The sequence below is a fragment of the Maribacter sp. 1_2014MBL_MicDiv genome, assembly GCF_001865655.1.
Classification (GTDB): Bacteria; Bacteroidota; Bacteroidia; order Flavobacteriales; family Flavobacteriaceae; genus Maribacter; species Maribacter dokdonensis.
On sequence record NZ_CP011318.1, the window covers coordinates 3,798,810 to 3,820,294 of the forward strand.

A 21,485-nucleotide genomic window follows, 5' to 3' on the forward strand; every position below is an offset into this window, starting at 1 on the left:
GGTTTAATCGCTTTTTCGCTTTTCGCTGTACGCTAAACGTTATACTTTAATCGTATATAGTTTAGGCTATTTATAATTATATCTTATTAATTAAACTATTTAAACTTCTTCTCACTTTATTTACTTTATCATGAATGCTTAAAAACTCTTTATTCATAATATAGTCAAGGTTTTTTGCTAATATTATAAAATACTCTAATTCACTTGCCGAGCTTTGTGCTATAATTAAAAATCTTTTGAATTCAGCATCAGATTCCCTTCCGCACCCTTCAGCTATATTTGCTGGTATGGATGAAGAAGCTCTTCTCATTTGACTTGTTAATCCAAAATTTTCATCGTTTGGGAAGTTCTTGGTCAATTTATACGTTTCTAAAGTAATTTCATGACCTAATTCCCAAACTGTATATTTTTTATAATCTCTCATTTTTGGCATTTAGCGCTTAACGATCAGCGTCAAGCGCTTTGCGCTATATTATATTCAACATTTTCTCGGTAGCTTTAATGGCACTAACCGTTTGGTCTGAATCCAATCCTCTTGATGTGAATTCTTTTCCGTTCAATTCCCAAGTAATTACTGTTTCGCATAATGCATCAGAAGTACTACCAGGAGGAATTCTTACCGCATAATCCGTTAGTTTAGGTAAGGCAATTTTTTTGGCAATGTACACCTTTTTAAGGGCATTCATAAAAGCATCATATTGTCCGTCTCCTTGAGCATGCGCTTCAATTACTTTTCCATCGATTTCAACAGATAGGGTAGTAGAAGGCATTAATCCCTTGGCGTGTGTAAGTACGTAAGATTTTATAAAAACCTTTTGCTTATAATCTGCAGTATCTAGAACATCGGATATTATAAAAGGGAGGTCATCTTTGGTTACGCGTTCTTTCTTGTCTCCTAGTTCTATAATTCTGGCAGTAACCTTTTTTAATTCTTCATTATTTAGGGTTAATCCAAGCTCCTGCAGGTTTTTCTGTATGTTGGCTTTGCCAGACATTTTTCCTAATGCATATTTGCGCTTTCTACCAAAACGTTCTGGCATTAAGTCACTGAAGTAGAGATTGTTTTTACTGTCTCCATCTGCATGAATACCAGCGGTTTGGGTAAATACATTATCGCCTACTATAGGTTTGTTCGCTGGTATGGTAAAACCCGTAAAAGCAGATACCAGTTTACTTACTTTATATAAAGAGGTTTCATTTACATTAATTTCCACTTCTGGTAAAAAGTCATTGATTACCGCAATGGCACTTGCCATTGGAGCATTACCAGCGCGTTCTCCCATACCGTTTACGGTTAGGTGAAGACCATGACAACCGGCTTTTACGGCTTCCATAATATTGGCAACACCTAAATCGTAATCGTTATGTCCATGAAAATCAAAATGTAAATTCGGAAATTTTTGAATGATTTCAGTTAAATAGGCATAGGTTTCTGTGTGTGTAAGAATACCTAATGTATCTGGTAATAAAATCCTTTTTACATTTTGTGTTGAAAGGAATTCTAAAAATTCAAAAACATACTCTTTTGAATTTCGCATTCCATTACTCCAATCCTCTAAGTAAATATTATTGATAATGCCTCTTTCTGTGGCTTGTTCAAAAATAGCTGCTATTTCATTGAAGTGTTGCTCCGGAGTTTTCTTTAACTGATATTTTAAATGGTTAAGAGAGCCCTTGGTCAACAAATTTTGTGAAACGGCACCAGAAGTTTTCATCCAATCCAAAGAAACCCCACCGTCCACAAAAGTTAGAACCTCTACACGTTCTAAAAAACCATTTTCAGCGGCCCATTCGGTAATTTTTTGAACAGCTTCAAGCTCACCATCGGAAACTCGTGCCGAAGCTACTTCAATACGGTCTACTTTTAGCTCTTCTAAAAGTAGTTTCGCCAAGGTCAATTTTTCCGATGCAGAAAAGGATACGCCTGAGGTCTGTTCACCATCCCTAAGGGTGGTATCCATTATTTCTAACTTTCTTTTTTTCATGTGATCTAATTGCCGTTTCATCTTATATTAGGAAACGGCAAATGGTTAGTTAACGTAAATGATGTTGGTACTTTGAAAATTGAGTTTATAACGGAGTGTTTTCCGCAAATGTCTCAATATCCTTTTTGATGTTCAATAAGTAATCAATATCATCAAAACCGTTCAACATATTGTTTTTCTTGTAATCATTGATGTCAAAAGATTCACTTTCACCCGTAGCCAACAATGTTATTTTTTGTTCAGGAAGATTAATTTCCAATTCTGCAGAAGGGTCTGCCTCCACGACATCAAAAATTTTCTGTAAAAACTCTGCACTTACCTGTACGGGTAAAACACCGATGTTTAAACAGTTGTTTCTGAAAATATCTGCAAAGAAACTAGAAACTACACATCTAAATCCGTAATCATAAACTGCCCATGCAGCGTGCTCACGGGATGAGCCAGAACCAAAGTTTTTTCCACCTACTAAAATTTTTCCACTGAATTTATCTTGGTTTAAAACAAAATCTTCTTTCAGGGTATTGTCCTGATTGTATCTCCAGTCTCTAAAAAGATTATCACCGAAACCTACACGCTCTGTTGCTTTTAAGAATCTAGCCGGTATTATTTGATCGGTATCTACATTTTCAATTGGCAACGGTACTGCCGTTGATGTCAATATATTGAATTTATCGTATGCCATTTTTTATAGCTTTTTGCCTCTGGTTATTGACCATTGGCCTGTATTATTATCATTGTTTTTTCACTAAAAGCCTTAGGCTAATAGTTAAGGACAAAATTGTTATACTAACTCTGCCATTAATTCCCTTGGGTCTGTTACTTTACCGGTTACGGCAGCCGCAGCAGCAACTAAAGGACTAGCCAACAAAGTTCTTGATCCAGGACCTTGTCTTCCTTCAAAGTTTCTGTTAGATGTACTTACGGCCAGTTTACCAGCAGGTATCTTATCATCGTTCATTGCTAAACAAGCAGAACAACCAGGCTCACGCAGTTCAAAACCGGCTTCGGTTAAAATATCCAATATGCCTTCTTCTTTAATGGCAGTTTCTACTTTGTGAGACCCAGGAACCAACCATGCGGTTACATTATCGGCTTTTTTCTTTCCTTTTACTATTGATGCAAAAGCACGGAAATCTTCTATACGACCATTGGTGCAACTTCCAAGGAAAACAAAGTCAATAGGCTTGCCCATCATACTTTCACCTTCATTGAAATCCATATATTTCAATGATTTCTGATATGTAGATGCACCACCTTGAACGGCATTTGCCATAGGTATATCATTTGATATTCCCATTCCCATACCCGGGTTGGTACCGTAGGTAATCATTGGTTCTATTAACGAACCGTCAAAAGTCAATTCTTTATCGAAAATGGCATCTTCATCGGTATACAATGTTTCCCAATAAGCCATAGCCTTATCCCAGTCGGCACCTTTTGGTGTAAACTCACGACCTTTTATATATTCAAACGTTTTTTCATCTGGCGCGATCATACCACCACGGGCACCCATTTCAATACTCAGGTTACACACGGTCATACGACCTTCCATACTCATGTCCCTGAAAATTTCACCTGCATATTCTACAAAGTATCCAGTAGCACCAGAAGTAGTTAATTGAGAGATAATGAATAAGGCAACATCTTTAGGAGTAACACCTTTACTCATTTTCCCGTTGATATTGATACGCATTCTCTTTGGTTTAGGCTGCATAATACATTGCGTAGCCAATACCATTTCAACTTCAGATGTTCCGATACCAAAGGCAATAGCACCAAATGCACCATGTGTAGAGGTGTGTGAATCTCCACATACTATAGTAGCACCAGGTTGTGTAATACCGTATTCAGGACCAACAACGTGTACAATACCATTTTTTGCGTGACCTAATCCCCAATAAGAAATACCATATTCATTAGCATTTTCCTCTAACATTTTTAATTGGTTCGCAGAAAGTGGATCGGCAACCGGCAAATGTTGGTTTATTGTAGGCGTGTTATGGTCAGCCGTTGCAAAAGTTTTCTCCGGATGCATTACAGGAATATTTCTATTCTTAATACCAAGGAAAGCAACAGGACTGGTTACCTCATGTACCATGTGTCTGTCAATGAACAGTACATCTGGACCATCTTGTATTTTATGTACTACGTGGGAATCCCACACTTTGTCAAATAATGTTTTTGTTGCGCTCATATTCTATATAATCTAAGTTCACAAATCTATTAAAACCAAGGGTTTTTTCGAAATTAACACCCTTCTAAATTACGATGTTCAACGGGAAAGTTGTTAAAAATAACACTAACTAATATAAGTCCAGATATTCTTGTGTTTTACCAGCTGTGCATACATATGTCTAATAATTAGATTTTCTGGCTTGCTTAAAGATGGGTCTTCTTTTAGTAATTGTAGGGCATAGTAGCGAGCCGATTTTAAGATGTCATTATCTTTAACTATATCTGCAATTTTTAGATTTAACAGACCACTTTGCTGGGTACCCATAATGTCACCCGGTCCTCGGAGTTTTAGATCTACTTCTGCAATTTCAAAGCCGTCATTTGTGGCCACCATAGTTTCTAGTCTGGTTTTGGAGTCGTTAGATAGCTTATGGCCGGTCATTAAAATACAAAAACTTTGATCGGCGCCACGGCCAACACGACCACGTAATTGGTGTAGTTGCGATAAGCCAAACCGTTCTGCGCTTTCAATGATCATAACCGATGCATTAGGCACGTTGACCCCAACTTCAATAACTGTAGTTGCTACCATTATTTGTGTTTCTCCCTTTACAAAGCGCTCCATTTCAAAATCTTTGTCCGCCGGTTTCATTTGTCCATGAACTATGGAAATCTGATATTTTGGTTGTGGAAAATCGCGCACAATACTTTCATAGCCATCCATAAGATCTTTGTAATCCATGGCTTCAGATTCCTGTATTAATGGGTATACCACATAAACCTGGCGTCCTTTTTCAATTTCATCTCGTATAAAACGAAATACCTTTAATCTGTTACCGTCATAGCGATGCACTGTTTTAATGGGTTTTCTACCAGGTGGTAATTCATCTATTACAGAAATATCCAGATCACCATACAGGCTCATGGCCAATGTTCTTGGTATGGGTGTTGCTGTCATGACCAATATATGGGGCGGAAATTCATTTTTATGCCATAATTTAGAACGTTGCGCTACGCCAAACCGATGCTGCTCATCGATAATGGCCATTCCTAAATTCTTGTATTTAACCTTGTCCTCTAAAAGGGCATGGGTACCTATAAGTATATTCAATTCCCCATTTTCCAATTGTTCATGTAAAGGCTTTCTAGCTGATTTTTTTACTGAGCCCGTAAGTAACGCGCAGGTAATTTCAGTACCTGCCAGTAACTCTGATATGCCTTGAAAATGTTGGTTGGCCAGAATTTCCGTAGGTGCCATTAAACAGGCTTGAAATCCGTTGTCAATAGCCAACAACATGGTCATTACCGCAACTATGGTTTTTCCCGATCCTACATCACCCTGCAGCAATCTATTCATTTGTGCATTACTGCCAAGGTCTGCCCGTATTTCTTTTATAACCCTTTTTTGTGCTCCCGTTAATTCAAAGGGTAGTTTGTTGTTGTAGAAGTCTTTAAAATATTCACCGACTTCAAGAAATGGAAATCCTTTTATCTTTTTCTTCCGAGATACATTTTTTCCTATCAGTTGCAATTGTATATAAAAGAGCTCTTCAAATTTTAATCGCCACTGGGCTTTTGCAAGCAATTCTTGGTTTTTTGGAAAATGTATATTGAACATTGCCTCACTTTTGTCCAATAGCTTTAACTCATACAGTAATTTGTCTGAAAGGCTTTCGGTGAACTTTCCGTTGATTTCCATGAAAAGTTGCTGAATCAATTTGCTTATTACCTTGTTGGTTATGCCTTTATTACCTAATTTCTCCGTAGATGGGTACACGGGTTGCATGTACACTTTTGTGCCTTGCTCGTGCTCTTTTAATGGCTCCATTTCTGGGTGGGGCATAGAGAAAGTACCATTAAACCAATTGCATTTACCGAATATCAAGTACGGTACGTTTAATTTTAGATTTTCACGAATCCATTTTTGACCTCTAAACCAGACTAATTCTATTTCTCCTGTGTCATCTTTAAAACGAGCTACCAACCGTGTACCTCTTTTTTGTTCAACGGTTTTAATATTGATGATTTTTCCAATAATCTGCACATCGGCATTGCTACGTTGCAATTGACCAATTTTATAATATTGGGTTTTATCAATGTAGCGGTTAGGAAAAAGGTTCAGCAAATCTTGGTAGGTGCTTACTCCTAATTCTGACTTTAAGGTTTCGGCCCTATTGGGACCAACACCTTTTAAGTATACTACGGGAGTTTGCAAGAAGTTTGCGTTCATGGTACTAAAATAGGGATAAGCCCCTTAATCCCCAAAGGTGAAAATGTCATTACTGCTCTTGTAAATATGGATCTAATGGTAACTGGCGAAATAAGTGTTGTTTAGCATCACATTCAATTCAGGTAAAGGTTAGGGAAGTGCTCCCCAAAACATTAAATTTGAAATGTTATTTGTTTGTTATGCTGTATGAAGAAATTAATTTTCACCCTTTTTTTATTCTTATCCCTCTATGCTTTTGGGCAACATCAAGATAAAATAGATTTTATTAAAGCCAAGGTTTACTTAGGTTTTTTACCTAAAGAGAAAAAGATTAAAGGCGGAGTGATCTATCGTTTTCATGTGTTACAAAATGTTGATTCGGTATTTTTTGACGCAAAGAATATGGATTTTTCAAAAGTAGAACTTGATGGGGAAAAGATAGACTTCACTGCCACAGAAAAGACAATTTCCATTACACAAAAATTCAAAGCGGGTGAATCACATAAACTGATGATCCAGTATATAGCCAAGCCTAAACAAACGGTTTATTTTATTGGTTGGGATGATGAATTAGAAGGTAATGAACAAATATGGACGCAAGGCCAAGGAAAGTATACCAGTCATTGGCTTCCTAGTTTTGATGACATGGAAGAAAAGGTAGAATTTGATCTTACCATTGAAGCCGATAAAAAATATCAAGTAATTGCAAATGGTAAACTACTTCTAAAAACTGATAATGATGAGGAAGATGCTATTTGGTTATTTGATATGAAAAAACCTATGAGCAGTTATTTGTTGGCATTCGCTATAGGTATATATCAAAAGCAGGTATTAACATCTGAAAGTGGAATAACTATCGAAAACTATTACTACCCAAATGATAGTCTAAAAGTGGAACCTACTTACAGGAACACTAAAGAGATATTTAATTTTTTAGAAAATGAAATTGGGGTTCCTTATCCGTGGCAAGATTATAAACAGGTTCCTGTTCATGATTTTTTATATGCAGGCATGGAAAATACGAGCGCTACTTTTTTCTCTGATGCATATGTTATTGATTCCACTTCGTTTATAGATAGAAATTATATAAACATCAATGCGCATGAATTAGCGCACCAATGGTTTGGTAATTTGGTAACGGAAAAGAATAGTGAACACCACTGGTTACATGAAGGTTTTGCTACCTATTATGCCTATTTGGCCGAAAAGGAAATTTTTGGTGACGATTATTTCTATTGGAAGCTATTTGATACAGCTAAAACGTTAAGTGATATTTCTGAAAAAGGAGAGGGGCAGAGTTTATTGAACCCTAAGGCTAGTAGTCTTACCTTTTATGAAAAAGGTGCTTGGGCTTTAGCTATTTTGAGAGAAGAAATTGGGGACTCCGCATTTAAAACAGGAATTAAAGCTTACTTAGAAAAATATAAGTTCAAAAATGTGACTGTTACTGATTTTATTAATGAAATGGAAGAAGTATGTAATCAAGATTTAGACAGTTTCCGGAGGAATTGGTTAGAAGGTAATTTATTTTTGATGGAAGAAGCAAAAGAGTACCTTATAAGAAATAGTGCTACCCATAAAAAATATTATGATTTAATTTCAGGTAATTCAAAAGAGTTTACGCCTTCTGAAATTTTAGCAAATCCTAAGTTTTCATTGCAATTAAAACTGGCCGTACTAAGCTTAAGAAATGACTTTTCTACATTGGAATTACCAGTTTTGATTACCAGTGACAATGTAAAAGTTAAGCAATTTGGTGCTGAGAAAATGGGAAAAATACATGAGTCTCTTAAAGAGGATGCAGAAGCGCTATTATTAGATGATAGTTACGTAACCAACGAAATAATGTTATATAATTTGTGGTCTAGTTTTGAGCAGGATAGGGTTATGTATTTAGAAGAAACAAAGGATGTTGTTGGTTTGCCCAATAAAAGCTTTCGGCAACTTTGGTTGACATTGGCATTGTTTACACCCGAATATAAACCTACGGAGAAGGTATACTTTCACCGAGAACTTGTGGGATATACAAGCGCTATATACAATCCGGAAGTACGACAAACGGCTTTTCAATATCTGTCCGAAATTAATGCTCTAAATGATGAAGCCTTGGTTAATTTAATTAAAGCTACCAATCATCATTCTTGGCAATTTAGAAATTATGCCAGGCTATTGTTAGATAAGTTATGGGAAAACGACGAACAGAAAAAGGAAATTGAAAAGGTTGCAAATCAACTAAATTCAGCAGATTTGCGTTATCTTAAAACGAAATTAAAATAATAATGAAAGCATTGGTTATTTCTGGTGGTGGTAGTAAAGGTGCCTTTGCAGGTGGTGTTGCCCAATACCTTATTCAAGAAGAGGGTAGAAAATATGATATTTTCGTAGGTACTTCTACTGGCAGTCTTCTAATCTCTCACCTGGCATTAGGTAAGCTAGATAAGATTAAGGAAATCTATTCTAATGTGAATCAAAAGAGTATTTTTAACAACTGCCCTTTTCTAGTGAAGAACATTCGTGGTAATGAAGAAATTTCAATTAACCATTGGAATGTTTTACGAAATTTTCTAACCGGTAAAAAGACCTTTGGCGAGAGTGAAAATCTTAGAAAGCTCATTGAAAATAGTTTAACCATTGAGGAATTTGAAACTTTAAAAAATGGAGATTCTGATGTAGTTATAACAGTTTCTAACCTCTCATTAAATCAAGTGGAGTATAAGTCAATTAAAGATTGCACTTATGAAGATTATTGTGACTGGGTATGGATTTCTGCAAACTACACTCCCTTTATGAGTTTGGTGCGCAAAAATTATTGTGAATATGCAGATGGTGGTCTAGGTAGTATTGTGCCTATTGAGGAAGCAATAAAAAGAGGTGCTACTGAAGTAGATGTTGTTGTTTTACATACAGAAGTAAATTATATGAACAGGGTAGCTTCTCGAAATCCGTTTGAGTTGATTACTACGATGATGAGTTTTATTCTTGACCGTATTGAAAATCAGAATATAAGAATTGGAAAATTGGTCGCCAATCAAAAGAATGCCATTATAAACCTGTTTTATACACCCACGATATTAACGACTAATTCTTTAATTTTTGATAAGGCAAAAATGACACTTTGGTGGAAAAGAGGATACTTGTATGCCAAAAATAAAAATGAAGAGACAAACCCAATAGAGCCAAACGAACACGAATAAAGATTGGTTATTTATCTATAGTTTTTGGGTTTTTTAATGCAAGAAATATTCCAACACAGCCAATACCCAAGCATAAAGGAGAAAAAAGCAAAGTGTCCATTTGAGCAAATTCAGTTGTGGTTACTTCTTTGAAAAAACCAACATATTTAAATTCTCCTATAGCTCTTATTAAAAAAATGATAGGAATTATCCATTGCCCAAATTTGAAGAAGTACTTGAAAACTTTAAAGTTTAAATTGCTTGGGTTTTGCGTATAAACAATTGCGAACAAGAGCAAAAATACTCCCACAAGAATACAATCTACTGTAGTTGGGGCAAGTAAAATATTTCCGTTTTCATCAGCTGGTAATGAGCTGTAATAGCCAATTGACCCACCTGCACTCCAATAAAAGTGAATTATGGATAAGGCGAGAAATGTTGTTATCAAACAATATTTTAAAACATTCCTCATTTTCAAAAGATTACCATAAGTCACCAATCTCCTTTTTAACAAAGGATAGGGCAGTGGCAGATGGGGAAGTTTTATCCATGGTTTCGTTTAAGATGTCTTCTCGTAATTTATCTGCTGTCTCAGTATTGCTCATCGCAGCTTTTCTGATCATTTGAATTGTTGCGCTCTTAGCCGCTTTGATGACATTCCAACATTCATCTGTCATATATATTTGCTGAGAAAGGTTGTGGTCAAATTCGGTTTCTATGCTTTTGATCAATAAGTTTTCATAAGCATTTTTATCATCGGATTGTGGAGAAACACGAACAACCAAACTTGGTATGGCAATACGTTCTAAAAATAAGGCCATTCTTTCATAAGCCTGTAAACGTACGGGTAATGTATCTTTTTGAGAGTCTTTGTGCAATAGAAAACGTCGTCTTCCTTCTTCATTATTGGTGTGCATTCTAAAGAAATAGAAAGCAATTGCACCAGTTACTACTGATGGTATTAAATAAGCGAAAAGTTGAAAAATTTGGTCGGAGTTCATTTTTTAATCAGTTATTATTTACGAAACAAGAACGTCCAAATTTTTCAATTAGTATAGTACTTCATCGATGAAATACAAGTATTTTAATTTTTAACGTCTCCCTTGGCCATATCATAAAAAGCTTTATAATCTGGTTGAAACTTAATTTGTAAAGATTCTCTTAGCCCTCCATCTTGGCCAACGGCAATAACTCGCTCTCCATTAACACCAAAATCTTTGATCAATATACTAGCGATAGCTGCTGCTTGTTGTAGCGCTATGTTCATTTCACCGGTAATATTTAAGCTTGCTACCGTTATGGTGCTTTTTGGGTTTGCATTGACAACCTTAGCTACATTTTCAAGCCAGCCTTTAGATTCGCTAGATGGATTTAAGCCTACACCATCGGCAAAGAAAAAATCTAATTTTTCTGAAATGATCACAGAGCCATCTGTAACACCAACTTTAGCGTTTTCCCCTAAGACTTGCTTTGCATTCGTCAATATAACAACAGCGGTAGAGTCATTACTTGCAACAGCATCGGTTATTCCTTTTAATTGTTTTTCCTTACGTTCTAATGTTGCTAAGGTTTTGTTGATATTCTCAGAATTTTGGCTAGATAATGCAGCAAAACTATTGAGGTTCTTCATTAAGGTGGCATTGGCATCTTGCAGTTCTGTAACTTGAGACTGGTATTCGTCTGAGCGTTGATTTGCCAATTTCTCATTGCGTTGAGAGGTACTTACCATTTTTGAAATGGAATCCAACTTAAATTTTAAATCTTGATTTTGTTCTATCAATTCACTTTTTTTCTGAGCTTGAATTGTACTTAATCCCAATAAGAATATAGCTGAACATATAAAAAATCGTTTCATAGTAATATGCATTGAATAGGTTAATCTAATTTTTGCCGCCAAGATACGAACAGTCTTTTAAATCTTGCACACAGGTAAAAGGTACTTTGGCTTTATTGTAACCATATGTAGAAGCCAAGCTTCTGTTAAGGTCGTTATCATCTACATTTACCTGTACATCATCCATAGTAAACTGACTTGGGTGTTCATAGCCGGCAGTATGGGTAATTTCTAAAAATTCTTTTCTGAAAGTGCTAAAATATTGTGCCAAACGATCAGATTTTAAAGGAATGTTTATTCCCTTCTGTAACCATTTACTTTGTGTTGCAATACCGGTTGGGCAAGTATTGTTATGGCAAGCTTGTGCTTGTATGCAGCCAATGCTCATCATAGCCTCTCTTGCTACATTAATACAGTCTACACCCATTGCAAATGCCATTGCCGCTTTTGCCGGAAATCCTAATTTTCCTGAACCTATAAATACGATTCTATCGGTTAGGTTTCTGTTCAAGAAAACACGGTATAAACTAGAAAAGCCGTACACCCATGGTAATGAAACATGGTCTGCAAATGATGGGGGAGCGGCACCTGTACCACCTTCACCACCGTCTACGGTAATAAAGTCAGGACCTTTTCCGGTCTCCAGCATTAAATCTGCCAACTCTTCCCATTGATCCAATTTTCCTATTGCTCCTTTGATACCTACAGGTAAACCAGTTTCATTTGCAATATCTTCAATTAGGGCCAGAAGCTCTGTTACATTGGAAAATGCCTTGTGTGTTGCGGGTGATAAGACATCTTTGCCCACTTCAACACCTCTGATTTCTGCGAGTTCAGGAGTAATTTTTGCACCAGGTAATACTCCACCTTTTCCTGGTTTTGCGCCTTGTGACAGTTTTATCTCTATGGCTTTAATACACGGATTGTCTTCAACCAGATTTTTCATTTTCTCCATAGAGAAATTACCATCTGGAGTTCTTACGCCAAAATATCCGGTACCAAAATGGAATACAATGTCCCCGCCATGTTTGTGGTATGGTGACAAACCACCTTCACCTGTGTTGTGATATGCTCCCGCCTTTTTTACGCCTTTATTCATGGCCTCGACCGCTGCGGCAGATAAAGAGCCAAAACTCATAGCCGATACGTTTACAATACTACTGGGCCTAAAGGGTTTTCTACGATTATTATGTTGTCCCATAACTTTTGCACATGGTAAAAAGTAAGGGTCAATGGCATTTGGATGTCCTTCAGGAACCACAAAGCCCATCATTCTATTTTTTACGAAAATGTGCTGATGAGCGTAAAGGTCACGGTCAGAACCAAAGCCCTCATAATTATTCTCTTTTTTTGCCGATGCATAGATCCATCCTCTTTCAATTCTATTAAAAGGAAGTTCTTCTCTATTGTTGGCCACAAAATATTGTCTCATTTCAGGACCTATACTTTCTAACCAATAGCGTAAATGCCCTACTATAGGAAAGTTATGTTTAATAGTGTGCTTTTTTTGAATAAAAATATCATAGATAGCAACTATTAGAAGAAACAAAAAAATCCAAGTCCACCATGGTGGACTTGGAATTGAATTAAAAAAATCGTTCATCAAAATTATCCTTTTGGTTTAATATCTAAACGAGGCGTTTGATCACTATTTAGGTAATCCAAACTCATTTCGGTTAGTGTTCTAACCCCTAAAAGTAAGCCACTATCATCAATTAGAAAGTCTGGCGTATGATGTGGGTAAGATTCTGTCGTACCCGGTGTCATTCCTCCTAAGAAAAAGAAAAAGCCTGGAGCCTCACGTTGAAAATAAGAAAAATCTTCTGCTCCGGTTACCGCTTTTTGAAAAAGAACATTGTTTTCACCTGCAACCCTTTTCATGGTCGGTAGCATTTGTTCTACTAATTCTGGGTTGTTATACGTAATATCGGTAGCATCTGTAATTACACAAGTAGCTTCACCACCGTAGGCTTTGGCAATATCGCTCACCATTTCTACCATACGCTTGTTAAGCTTGTCTTTCATGTCATAGTCCAACGTTCTAATAGTACCGATCATTTCTGCAGATTCTGGTATAATATTAAAACGTACGCCACTCTTTATTTTACCTACGGTAATAACAGCGGCTTCATTGGTTAGTTCTGTCTCTCTACTGATTATTGTCTGTAGACCATCAATAATTTTTGCACTAATTAAAATAGGGTCTATTCCTGACCATGGCTGCGATCCGTGGGATTGTTTACCTTTTACATTGATCACAAATTGCTGTGCCGCGGCCATAGTACCACCAGATTTGTAGCGTATGGTACCCACAGGTGTTTGAGAATTGATGTGAAGTCCAAAAATGGCATCAACTTTAGGACTGTCCATTACGCCTTCTTTAACCATTAAAAGTGCACCACCTTCTTCACCCTGTGGCGGACCTTCTTCTGCAGGTTGAAAAATGAACTTTACGGTTCCTTTGATCTTATCTTTGTTTTTGGACATAACTTCGGCAACACCCATTAGAATTGCCGTATGTGTATCATGACCACAAGCATGCATTACGCCTACTTTTTCACCCATAAATTCTGTAGTAACGTTCGATTTGTATGGCAAATCATTTCTTTCTGTAACAGGCAAGGCATCAATGTCAGCTCTTAGTGCCACTACTTTCCCTGGTAAATCTCCTTTCAGTAGACCTACAACACCGGTATGTGCTACTCCTGTTTGTACTTCTATGCCAAGTGATTTTAAATGTTTGGCTATTTTTTCGGCAGTCTTAAACTCACGGTTTCCCAATTCAGGATTTTGGTGAATTTCTCTTCTCCAATCAATTACTTTGCTTTCAATAGCTTTGTAATCCTTTTCAAGATTGGGACCTTGTGCTTGTACGGAAACCCCGAAAAGTACAATGGCCATTAACCATAATTTTCTCATAATGTATATTTAAAGTTAGTTAAAGTAGTCGTTCAACAAATATATTGATCAAACATACATAATACTAAGATTATGATAGTGATTTTGTATTTATTATCAATTTCAAAAAAATACCCGTATTTGTTTATAAAACTAGCGGACTTCACTTTTACTATCCCTCAATAATAGCTAAATTCACGGCTCTAAAAAAAAAGTAAATTTGAGCTCATTTATAGATGAATTGAACGATGCCCAAAAAGCTCCTGTTTTGCACAAAGACGGACCTTTAATGGTAATTGCCGGGGCAGGGTCTGGAAAAACACGAGTATTAACGTATAGAATTGCGTATCTAATGGCGCAAGGTGTAGATTCCTTTAACATTTTGGCGTTGACCTTTACCAATAAAGCGGCACGTGAGATGAAAGAACGTATTGCGCATATTGTTGGTGCCAGTGAAGCTAAAAACTTATGGATGGGTACCTTTCACTCGGTTTTTGCAAAGTTATTGCGTATAGATGGAGACAAGTTGGGTTACCCAGCCAACTTTACAATTTATGACACACAAGATTCCCAAAGGCTAATTGCCTCTATCATCAAGGAAATGGGACTTGATAAGGATATCTACAAGTATAAGCAGATTCAAAATAGAATTTCATCATTTAAAAATAGTTTGATCACGGTTAAGGCCTACCGAAATGACCCAGATCTTGTTGAACAAGATGCTATGGCCAAAAAGCCAAGAACTGGAGATATTTATGAGAATTATGTTGACCGTTGCTTTAAGGCCGGGGCAATGGATTTTGATGATCTCTTATTACGAACCAATGAACTCTTGACACGTTACCCAGATGTGTTGATGAAATATCAGAATAGATTTAGATATATTTTGGTAGATGAGTATCAGGATACCAACCATTCACAGTACTTGATCGTAAAAGCATTGGCAGATCGTTTTCAGAATATATGTGTGGTAGGAGATGATGCACAAAGTATATATTCTTTTAGAGGTGCGAACATCAGCAACATTCTGAACTTTCAAAAAGATTATGATAATGTAGGTATGTATCGCCTAGAGCAGAATTACCGTTCTACCAGAAATATCGTAAATGCGGCCAATTCCATCATCGGAAAAAACCAAAATCAAATTGAGAAAGTGGTTTGGACAGATAATGATGATGGACCTTCAATTAAAATTCATAGAAGTACCACCGATGCTGAAGAAGGTAGATTTGTAGCAAATTCTATTTGGGAACATAGAATGCAGCAACAAATGACAAATGGTCAATTTTGTGTATTATATAGAACAAACTCCCAATCTAGGGCAATTGAAGATGCCTTGCGTAAAAGAGATATTCCATATCGTATTTATGGCGGACTGTCATTCTACCAACGTAAAGAGATCAAGGATGTTTTGTCATATTTACGTTTGGTCATCAACCCAAAAGATGAAGAAGCTTTAAAAAGAGTAATCAATTTTCCAGCAAGGGGTATTGGTGGTACAACATTGGATAAATTGGTGGTAGCCGCCAATCATTACAATCGTTCCATTTTTGAGGTCATGGAGAATATTGATAGAATTGATTTAAAAATTAATTCTGGTACCAAACGAAAGCTACAGGACTTTGTAACCATGATCAAAAGTTTTCAGGCAATGAACGAAACTACCGATGCTTTTGCATTGTCTGAACATGTTGCCAAGAAAACAGGTATTCTTTTGGAGTTTAAAAAGGATGGAACTCCAGAGGGTATTGGTAAAATGGAGAACATTGAAGAACTTTTAAACGGTATTAAGGATTTTGTTGAAGGGCAACAGGAAATTGATGAAGCTACCGGTAGTATTAGTGAGTTTTTAGAGGATGTAGCTTTGGCTACTGATTTGGACAATGATACTGGTGATGACGATAGGGTTGCCTTAATGACCATTCACTTGGCAAAAGGATTGGAATTCCCTTACGTATACATTGTTGGTATGGAAGAAGATCTTTTTCCTTCAGGAATGAGTATGAATACCAGAAGCGAATTAGAAGAAGAAAGAAGATTGTTCTATGTTGCTTTGACCAGGGCAGAGAAACAGGCATATCTTACATATACGCAAAATAGATATCGTTGGGGTAAGTTGATCGATGCCGAACCTAGTAGGTTTTTGGAAGAAATAGATGAAAAATATGTTGAGAACCTTACTCCCGTAGATGGTGGCTATCGTTATAAATCATTGATTAATGCAGATATTTTCGGTGAAGTAGATAAAAGTAAGTTACGACAACAAAAACCGGTTAGGGGAACTCCGCCATCTATAAGTCAACCAAATTCTGGTCAACTTAAAAAGCTGCGTAAAATTAAACCGCAATTATCAGAACCGGTAGGTAATACCAATAAGATAGACCCTGATTTACAAGAAGGTTCTCTAATCAATCATACTCGTTTCGGGCGAGGTAAAGTGGTGAAGATTGAAGGTGCCGGAAACGATAGAAAGGCAGAGATAATGTTCGATAAAGGTGATATTAAGAAACTACTGCTTCGTTTCGCAAAGTTAGAAGTGATCGGATAGTTTTGGTATATTTAATATCAATATGGTTTAAAACCTAAAGCTATGGCAGAGTTCATCAGAATATACGAAGAGAATCCTAACCCCAAGGAGATAAAAAAGGTGGTGGATGTATTACGTAAAGGTGGTTTGGTCATTTACCCCACAGATACCGTATACGGTTTAGGTTGTGATATTACCAATACCAAAGCTTTGGAGAAGATAGCACGTATAAAGGGTATTAAACTGGCAAAAGCAAATTGGTCATTTATTTGTACAGATCTGAGTAACCTGTCAGATTACGTTAGACAAATAGATACCGCAACATTTAAAATTTTGAAAAGGGCATTGCCGGGTCCTTATACCTTTATTCTTCCTGGTAATAACAATCTACCTAAAGAATTTAAAAAAAAGAAAACCGTTGGTATTCGTGTTCCTGATAATAGTATTGTCAAAGCTTTGGTAGAAGAACTCGGCAATCCTATTGTTTCTACATCTATAAGAGATGATGATGATGTTTTGGAGTATACGACCGATCCTGAATTGATCTATGAAAAATGGGATAATCTTGTTGATGTCGTAATTGATGGTGGTTATGGGGGTAATGTAGGTTCTACTATAATAGATGTTTCTACCGGTTATCCAGAGGTAATAAGAGAAGGTAAGGGGAGTTTAGATATTATTTAAGTTAGATTCTTATTCCACTATTTCAAATATAAAAAAAGCGGCTCAATTGAGCCGCTTTAATTTTATATGTTACAATCAATTATTATTTGTTGATTGCAGGATCTTTCATACCTTCTTCGATCATGCTGTAGAACTGATCAATTTTTGGAAGAACTACGATACGGGTTCTTCTGTTTTTAGATTTTTCAGTTGTAGATACCGGTACATATTCTGATCTACCAGCGGCAGTCATACGCTTAGGGTCTACATTGAAATCGTTCTGTAAAATACGAACAACAGCTGTAGCACGTTTAACACTTAAATCCCAGTTATCCAATAGAGAACCGTTACCTCTGTAAGGAACGTTGTCTGTATGACCTTCTACCATAAATTCAAAATCAGGCTTGTTGTTTACAACTTTAGCTACTTTACCTAAAACTTCTTTAGCTCTACTTGTAACATTATAGCTACCGCTGCTAAATAAAAGCTTGTCTGATATAGATACGAAAACAACACCTTTTTCTACGCTGATTTCGATATCCTCGTCATCCATGTTTCCTAATACACCTTTTAAGCTCTGTACCAATGAAAGGTTTACAGAATCTCTACGGGTAATAGCGTCATTTAACTTACGAATAGTTAAATCTTTTTCTTGTAAGCTTTCTAAAGACTTCTCTAAGTTCTCAGCACCTTTGGTAGTCAAAGTTGTTAGGTTGCCCATATTGTTGATCAACTCTTGGTTGTTTGCCTTTAAAAACGCATTTTGATCTTCTAAAGTTTGAAGTCTAGATGAAGCTGTTGCTTTCTCTTCTAAACAGTCATTTAACTTTACAGTTGCAGAGTTTAATAAATCTTGCGCATTTTTGTGTTTTGCTTCAAGATCGGCATACTTCTTCGATGATACACAAGAAGAAAGTAAAAGCGTTACTCCAAGACATCCTAATAATACTTTTTTCATAATTTGATTCTATTATAATAATTTAGTTATTTACTCAATTTCGCATCTAAGCGACTCCAAAATTATATAATTACAAAGTCACTTATATGTGTTGTTAGTTAATCTTTTACTAAAATGTTAAAATTACTTATTCTATGTACGAAGTAAGACCATACAATGGACTTCGTAACATAGTATTTTCTCAGGAATTGAGTTTTTTCCCGTTTTTTATACATTTTTCTAAATTGTCTGTAAAAGCTTAAATGCGCCCTAAAAATAGCGAAAAAGTGTTTGAATCTTAACTGAAAAAGAAATCGTATTGCTGCAATACCATCTAACAGTAATCTTAAGAAGATAATAATAAAGGCTTTTCGTCTTGGCAAGTTCTTTGTAATGGAGAATAGTGTATTTCTGAAATTTAAATACGTCTTTTTCGGATTCATGTTACTTAAGGTAGAACCTCCTAAATGAAATATATGCGATGTACCTACATATAATATTTTATACCCATGGTTTTTTGCTCTCCAACAGAGATCTACTTCTTCCTGGTGGGCAAAGTAATCTTCATCAAAACCATTGAGTTCATGAAAAACAGATTTCTTAATGAACATGCAGGCTCCGGTTGCCCAAAAAATTTCTCTAACATCATTATACTGCCCCTTGTCTTTTTCTAAAGTTTGAAAAAGCCTACCCCTACAAAAAGGATATCCTAATTGGTCTATAAAACCACCGGCCGCACCTGCATATTCAAAGTGGTCTTTATTAAGAAGGTCCAGTATTTTTGGTTGTATAATGGCAGCGTCTGGCACATTATTGAAAGTTTCCTTAATAGGTATTAACCAGTTGGGCGATACTTCTACATCTGAGTTTAACAAGCAGAAAATATCGGCATCTACATGAACAAGTGCATCATTATACCCTTTTGTAAACCCTCCGTTAACGGCATTTTGAATGATTTTTACCGTTGGGTAATTTTCAGTGATAAATGCTACCGAACCATCTGTAGAAGCATTATCGGCAACATATATATCCGCTCCTTGAGAATATGAGATAACAGAAGGTAGGTACCTCTCTAAAAGCACTTCACCATTCCAGTTTAATATGACTACGGCTATCTTCAAAACGATCGCAAATTAACGGCTAAAATCAGGAATTTCCTGCATGAATTGATATTTTTCCGCAACAAAGTCCATTTGACAGTAATAATGTGCGAGTCCGTTAGTGACCATTAGGTAGTTGGCGTTGAGTTTAAAATTGTATTGTGCAATCTGATCAAATGTATTTTGGGAAATGGTAATTTCCGGTGCTTTACACTCTACTAGTATATCTAATTTTCCATCTGGCTTAAATACTACTATATCATATCTTTTTTTTAACCCGTTCAAGGTAATCTGCTTTTCAACGTTGATATGACTGATCGGATAATTTTTTTCTTGTATCAAGAATTTTACCACATGCTGCCTTACCCATTCTTCTGGAGTAAGTACTATAAATTTTTTACGTATTTCGTCAAATATTAAGGGTCTATTTTCGCTATTTTTGACCCTGAAAGTGTAGCTGGGAAAATTTAGTGGCTGCATTATACAAAGTTGATGAATTTTTCTGAATGGATGAAGCTGTACAAATAGTCAATGCGATCAAGAAAGGACAAATAAGTCCTATTTACTTCTTATATGGCGAAGAGGCGTATTTTATTGATAAAATATCAGATTTTATTGGCGCTAAAGTGTTGACGGAAGAAGAGAAAGGCTTTAACCAAATGGTACTTTATGGAAAAGATGTTTCTATAGACGATATTGTTGGTAACGCCAAGCGCTATCCAATGATGGCAGAAAGACAAGTGGTAATAGTAAAAGAAGCCCAACACCTTTCTAGAACTATAGAGGATCTATGTGCCTATGCGGAAAATCCGCAGCAAACAACCGTCCTTGTTATTTGCTATAAATATAAAAAGCTTGATAAGCGTAAAAAGTTACACAAGATCATTAAAAAGAACGGTGTAATCTTTGAGAGTAAAAAGTTATACGAAAATCAAGTGAGTGACTGGCTTAGAAAGCATCTTTTAGGGCATGGCTATACCATTTCCCATAAAGCTTCATTATTATTGATAGAATATCTGGGTACGGATTTAGGGAAGATCAGTAAAGAATTAGAAAAACTAAAACTGGTTCTTCCTAAGGAGACAGAAATTAATCCTCAGCATATTGAAGAACATATAGGCATAAGTAAGGATTATAATAATTTTGAATTAAAACGGGCTATTGGTGATAGGGATATAGTAAAAGCTACTAAAATCATTAATTACTTTGCTCAAAATCCTAAGGATAACCCGTTTATATTGACAATAACCTTATTGCATTCATTTTTCACCCAACTGTTACAATATCATGGACTAAGTGATCACTCTCCTAAGAATGTAGCCAGTACATTGCGTATTAATCCATATTTTGTAAAGGAAATACAGACGGCAGCTAGAAATTACCCTATGAAAAAAGTAAGTGCTATTATTTCCAGTCTACGGGAAATGGATCTTAAGGGTAAAGGTGTAGGGGCAAGCCCAATGAAAGAGGCTGATCTGCTAAAAGAACTTCTTTATAAAATAGTTTAGCATCTATCTTTTATCGATACCAAATTTTCCTGGTCCCAATAAAGAAATGGTAATAAACGCAACCAGATAGAAAACAGCCTTTTCTTTTGTACTGAAATCATCTGCACCGTGAGCAACAAAAGCTGCTACCGCCATAGTAATGGCTGGTGGAATTGCCGCTAATCGTGTTTTAAAACCGATAATGATCAAAATAGGACAAACAAATTCACCAATAACGGCTAAAAATAATGAAGGCGTAGCTCCTATACCAAATGGGTCTGCAAATTGAAAATCTCCTGAAATTAATTTTTGGAATTTAGGAAGTCCATGAGTTAGCATCATTGCAGAAACAGCAATTCTAAAAAAAGCTAAACCAATATCTTTTAATAAGGTGTTTTTCATTAGTCGGAATTATTTCCTTTAAAAGTATCATTTTTTTTTGTTTTTTGTTTATAGGCATGGTGTAAGTATGTATTTACAGAATGTGTTTTGCCCAG

The 21,485-nt window shown here is 36.1% G+C and carries 19 protein-coding genes; 5 read left to right on the top strand and 14 right to left on the bottom strand.

Translation table 11 applies throughout. From position 1 onward, the window contains the following. Nucleotides 1-76: 76 nt before the first annotated feature. The 5 genes from YQ22_RS15950 to recG all read right to left on the bottom strand — a co-directional run bounded on the left by YQ22_RS15950 (nucleotide 77) and on the right by recG (nucleotide 6,390). Complete coding sequence (locus tag YQ22_RS15950; RefSeq protein WP_071342619.1) at nucleotides 77-424, bottom strand: four helix bundle protein; 348 nt, start codon at nucleotides 422-424, stop codon at nucleotides 77-79. A 43-nt stretch (nucleotides 425-467) separates the two neighbouring features. Continuing rightward, the gene (locus YQ22_RS15955; protein ID WP_071342620.1) at nucleotides 468-1,985 is read right to left on the bottom strand and encodes an alpha-isopropylmalate synthase regulatory domain-containing protein; all 1,518 of its coding nucleotides are present in this window, start codon (nucleotides 1,983-1,985) and stop codon (nucleotides 468-470) included. An 85-nt stretch (nucleotides 1,986-2,070) separates the two neighbouring features. Then, on the bottom strand, nucleotides 2,071-2,667 hold the full coding sequence (gene leuD / locus YQ22_RS15960) for a 3-isopropylmalate dehydratase small subunit (RefSeq protein WP_071341985.1): 597 nt from the start codon (nucleotides 2,665-2,667) through the stop codon (nucleotides 2,071-2,073). Between the two features lie 99 nt (nucleotides 2,668-2,766). Further along, complete coding sequence (leuC, locus tag YQ22_RS15965; protein ID WP_058105862.1) at nucleotides 2,767-4,179, bottom strand: 3-isopropylmalate dehydratase large subunit; 1,413 nt, start codon at nucleotides 4,177-4,179, stop codon at nucleotides 2,767-2,769. Nucleotides 4,180-4,284: 105 nt separating this feature from the next. Further along, entirely contained in the window at nucleotides 4,285-6,390 is a 2,106-nt protein-coding gene (gene recG / locus YQ22_RS15970; RefSeq protein ID WP_071341986.1) for an ATP-dependent DNA helicase RecG, read from the bottom strand. A 186-nt stretch (nucleotides 6,391-6,576) separates the two neighbouring features. On the opposite strand from recG, the gene YQ22_RS15975 reads away from it, so the two are divergent. Together YQ22_RS15975 and YQ22_RS15980 are read left to right on the top strand one after the other, a co-directional pair. After that, nucleotides 6,577-8,646 (top strand): M1 family metallopeptidase, encoded by a 2,070-nt coding sequence (locus tag YQ22_RS15975; RefSeq protein ID WP_071341987.1) that lies wholly within the window; start codon nucleotides 6,577-6,579, stop codon nucleotides 8,644-8,646. Nucleotides 8,647-8,648: 2 nt separating this feature from the next. After that, a complete protein-coding gene (locus tag YQ22_RS15980; protein WP_058105870.1) occupies nucleotides 8,649-9,563 on the top strand; it encodes a patatin-like phospholipase family protein in 915 nt (304 codons plus the stop codon). A gap of 7 nt (nucleotides 9,564-9,570) precedes the next feature. Here YQ22_RS15980 and YQ22_RS15985 read toward each other — a convergent pair whose 3' ends face one another. The 5 genes from YQ22_RS15985 to YQ22_RS16005 all read right to left on the bottom strand — a co-directional run bounded on the left by YQ22_RS15985 (nucleotide 9,571) and on the right by YQ22_RS16005 (nucleotide 14,295). Further along, nucleotides 9,571-9,990, bottom strand: coding sequence for a DUF3995 domain-containing protein (locus tag YQ22_RS15985; protein WP_198033488.1), 420 nt, complete (start codon nucleotides 9,988-9,990; stop codon nucleotides 9,571-9,573). Nucleotides 9,991-10,024: 34 nt separating this feature from the next. Then, a complete protein-coding gene (locus YQ22_RS15990; RefSeq protein WP_058105872.1) occupies nucleotides 10,025-10,543 on the bottom strand; it encodes a DUF7935 family protein in 519 nt (172 codons plus the stop codon). 83 nt (nucleotides 10,544-10,626) lie between these two features. Then, nucleotides 10,627-11,397, bottom strand: coding sequence for a hypothetical protein (locus YQ22_RS15995; protein WP_156894587.1), 771 nt, complete (start codon nucleotides 11,395-11,397; stop codon nucleotides 10,627-10,629). Between the two features lie 25 nt (nucleotides 11,398-11,422). Further along, nucleotides 11,423-12,979, bottom strand: a complete 1,557-nt coding sequence (locus YQ22_RS16000; RefSeq protein WP_071341990.1) for an FMN-binding glutamate synthase family protein — start codon at nucleotides 12,977-12,979, stop codon at nucleotides 11,423-11,425. 5 nt (nucleotides 12,980-12,984) lie between these two features. After that, nucleotides 12,985-14,295: an amidohydrolase gene (locus YQ22_RS16005; protein ID WP_058105875.1), complete on the bottom strand. Its 1,311-nt coding sequence runs from the start codon at nucleotides 14,293-14,295 to the stop codon at nucleotides 12,985-12,987. A 199-nt stretch (nucleotides 14,296-14,494) separates the two neighbouring features. Between YQ22_RS16005 and YQ22_RS16010 the strand changes: the two genes are divergently transcribed. Together YQ22_RS16010 and YQ22_RS16015 are read left to right on the top strand one after the other, a co-directional pair. After that, nucleotides 14,495-16,822 (top strand): ATP-dependent helicase, encoded by a 2,328-nt coding sequence (locus YQ22_RS16010; protein WP_071341991.1) that lies wholly within the window; start codon nucleotides 14,495-14,497, stop codon nucleotides 16,820-16,822. A 42-nt stretch (nucleotides 16,823-16,864) separates the two neighbouring features. Then, nucleotides 16,865-17,485 (top strand): L-threonylcarbamoyladenylate synthase, encoded by a 621-nt coding sequence (locus tag YQ22_RS16015; RefSeq protein ID WP_058105877.1) that lies wholly within the window; start codon nucleotides 16,865-16,867, stop codon nucleotides 17,483-17,485. An 82-nt stretch (nucleotides 17,486-17,567) separates the two neighbouring features. Here the strand turns inward: YQ22_RS16015 and YQ22_RS16020 are convergent, their stop codons facing one another. From YQ22_RS16020 to YQ22_RS16030, 3 genes are all read right to left on the bottom strand, one after another. Beyond that, nucleotides 17,568-18,422 carry an OmpA family protein gene (locus tag YQ22_RS16020; RefSeq protein ID WP_058105878.1) on the bottom strand — a complete coding sequence of 285 codons (855 nt, stop codon included), beginning with the start codon at nucleotides 18,420-18,422 and terminating at the stop codon, nucleotides 17,568-17,570. Nucleotides 18,423-18,520: 98 nt separating this feature from the next. Beyond that, the gene (locus tag YQ22_RS16025) at nucleotides 18,521-19,522 is read right to left on the bottom strand and encodes a glycosyltransferase family 2 protein (protein WP_071341992.1); all 1,002 of its coding nucleotides are present in this window, start codon (nucleotides 19,520-19,522) and stop codon (nucleotides 18,521-18,523) included. Nucleotides 19,523-19,534: 12 nt separating this feature from the next. Then, entirely contained in the window at nucleotides 19,535-19,981 is a 447-nt protein-coding gene (locus YQ22_RS16030; RefSeq protein ID WP_058105880.1) for a type I restriction enzyme HsdR N-terminal domain-containing protein, read from the bottom strand. A 26-nt stretch (nucleotides 19,982-20,007) separates the two neighbouring features. On the opposite strand from YQ22_RS16030, the gene holA reads away from it, so the two are divergent. Then, complete coding sequence (gene holA, locus YQ22_RS16035) at nucleotides 20,008-21,009, top strand: DNA polymerase III subunit delta (protein ID WP_071341993.1); 1,002 nt, start codon at nucleotides 20,008-20,010, stop codon at nucleotides 21,007-21,009. A gap of 3 nt (nucleotides 21,010-21,012) precedes the next feature. On the opposite strand, the gene YQ22_RS16040 is transcribed toward holA, so the two are convergent. Then, complete coding sequence (locus YQ22_RS16040) at nucleotides 21,013-21,390, bottom strand: DoxX family protein (RefSeq protein ID WP_058105882.1); 378 nt, start codon at nucleotides 21,388-21,390, stop codon at nucleotides 21,013-21,015. Nucleotides 21,391-21,485 lie beyond the last annotated feature (95 nt).

What these genes read in the sequence shown, in the direction of transcription:
- recG (WP_071341986.1), bottom strand. Translation starts at nt 6,390, where the DNA reads ATGAACGCAAACTTCTTGCAAACTCCCGTAGTATACTTAAAAGGTGTT.
- YQ22_RS15995 (WP_156894587.1), bottom strand. Translation starts at nt 11,397, where the DNA reads ATGAAACGATTTTTTATATGTTCAGCTATATTCTTATTGGGATTAAGT.
- YQ22_RS16000 (WP_071341990.1), bottom strand. Translation starts at nt 12,979, where the DNA reads ATGAACGATTTTTTTAATTCAATTCCAAGTCCACCATGGTGGACTTGG.
- YQ22_RS16005 (WP_058105875.1), bottom strand. Translation starts at nt 14,295, where the DNA reads ATGAGAAAATTATGGTTAATGGCCATTGTACTTTTCGGGGTTTCCGTA.
- YQ22_RS15980 (WP_058105870.1), top strand. Translation starts at nt 8,649, where the DNA reads ATGAAAGCATTGGTTATTTCTGGTGGTGGTAGTAAAGGTGCCTTTGCA.
- YQ22_RS15990 (WP_058105872.1), bottom strand. Translation starts at nt 10,543, where the DNA reads ATGAACTCCGACCAAATTTTTCAACTTTTCGCTTATTTAATACCATCA.
- leuC (WP_058105862.1), bottom strand. Translation starts at nt 4,179, where the DNA reads ATGAGCGCAACAAAAACATTATTTGACAAAGTGTGGGATTCCCACGTA.
- YQ22_RS16015 (WP_058105877.1), top strand. Translation starts at nt 16,865, where the DNA reads ATGGCAGAGTTCATCAGAATATACGAAGAGAATCCTAACCCCAAGGAG.
- YQ22_RS16030 (WP_058105880.1), bottom strand. Translation starts at nt 19,981, where the DNA reads ATGCAGCCACTAAATTTTCCCAGCTACACTTTCAGGGTCAAAAATAGC.
- YQ22_RS16040 (WP_058105882.1), bottom strand. Translation starts at nt 21,390, where the DNA reads ATGAAAAACACCTTATTAAAAGATATTGGTTTAGCTTTTTTTAGAATT.
- YQ22_RS15955 (WP_071342620.1), bottom strand. Translation starts at nt 1,985, where the DNA reads ATGAAAAAAAGAAAGTTAGAAATAATGGATACCACCCTTAGGGATGGT.
- holA (WP_071341993.1), top strand. Translation starts at nt 20,008, where the DNA reads ATGGATGAAGCTGTACAAATAGTCAATGCGATCAAGAAAGGACAAATA.
- YQ22_RS15975 (WP_071341987.1), top strand. Translation starts at nt 6,577, where the DNA reads ATGAAGAAATTAATTTTCACCCTTTTTTTATTCTTATCCCTCTATGCT.
- leuD (WP_071341985.1), bottom strand. Translation starts at nt 2,667, where the DNA reads ATGGCATACGATAAATTCAATATATTGACATCAACGGCAGTACCGTTG.
- YQ22_RS16020 (WP_058105878.1), bottom strand. Translation starts at nt 18,422, where the DNA reads ATGAAAAAAGTATTATTAGGATGTCTTGGAGTAACGCTTTTACTTTCT.
- YQ22_RS15950 (WP_071342619.1), bottom strand. Translation starts at nt 424, where the DNA reads ATGAGAGATTATAAAAAATATACAGTTTGGGAATTAGGTCATGAAATT.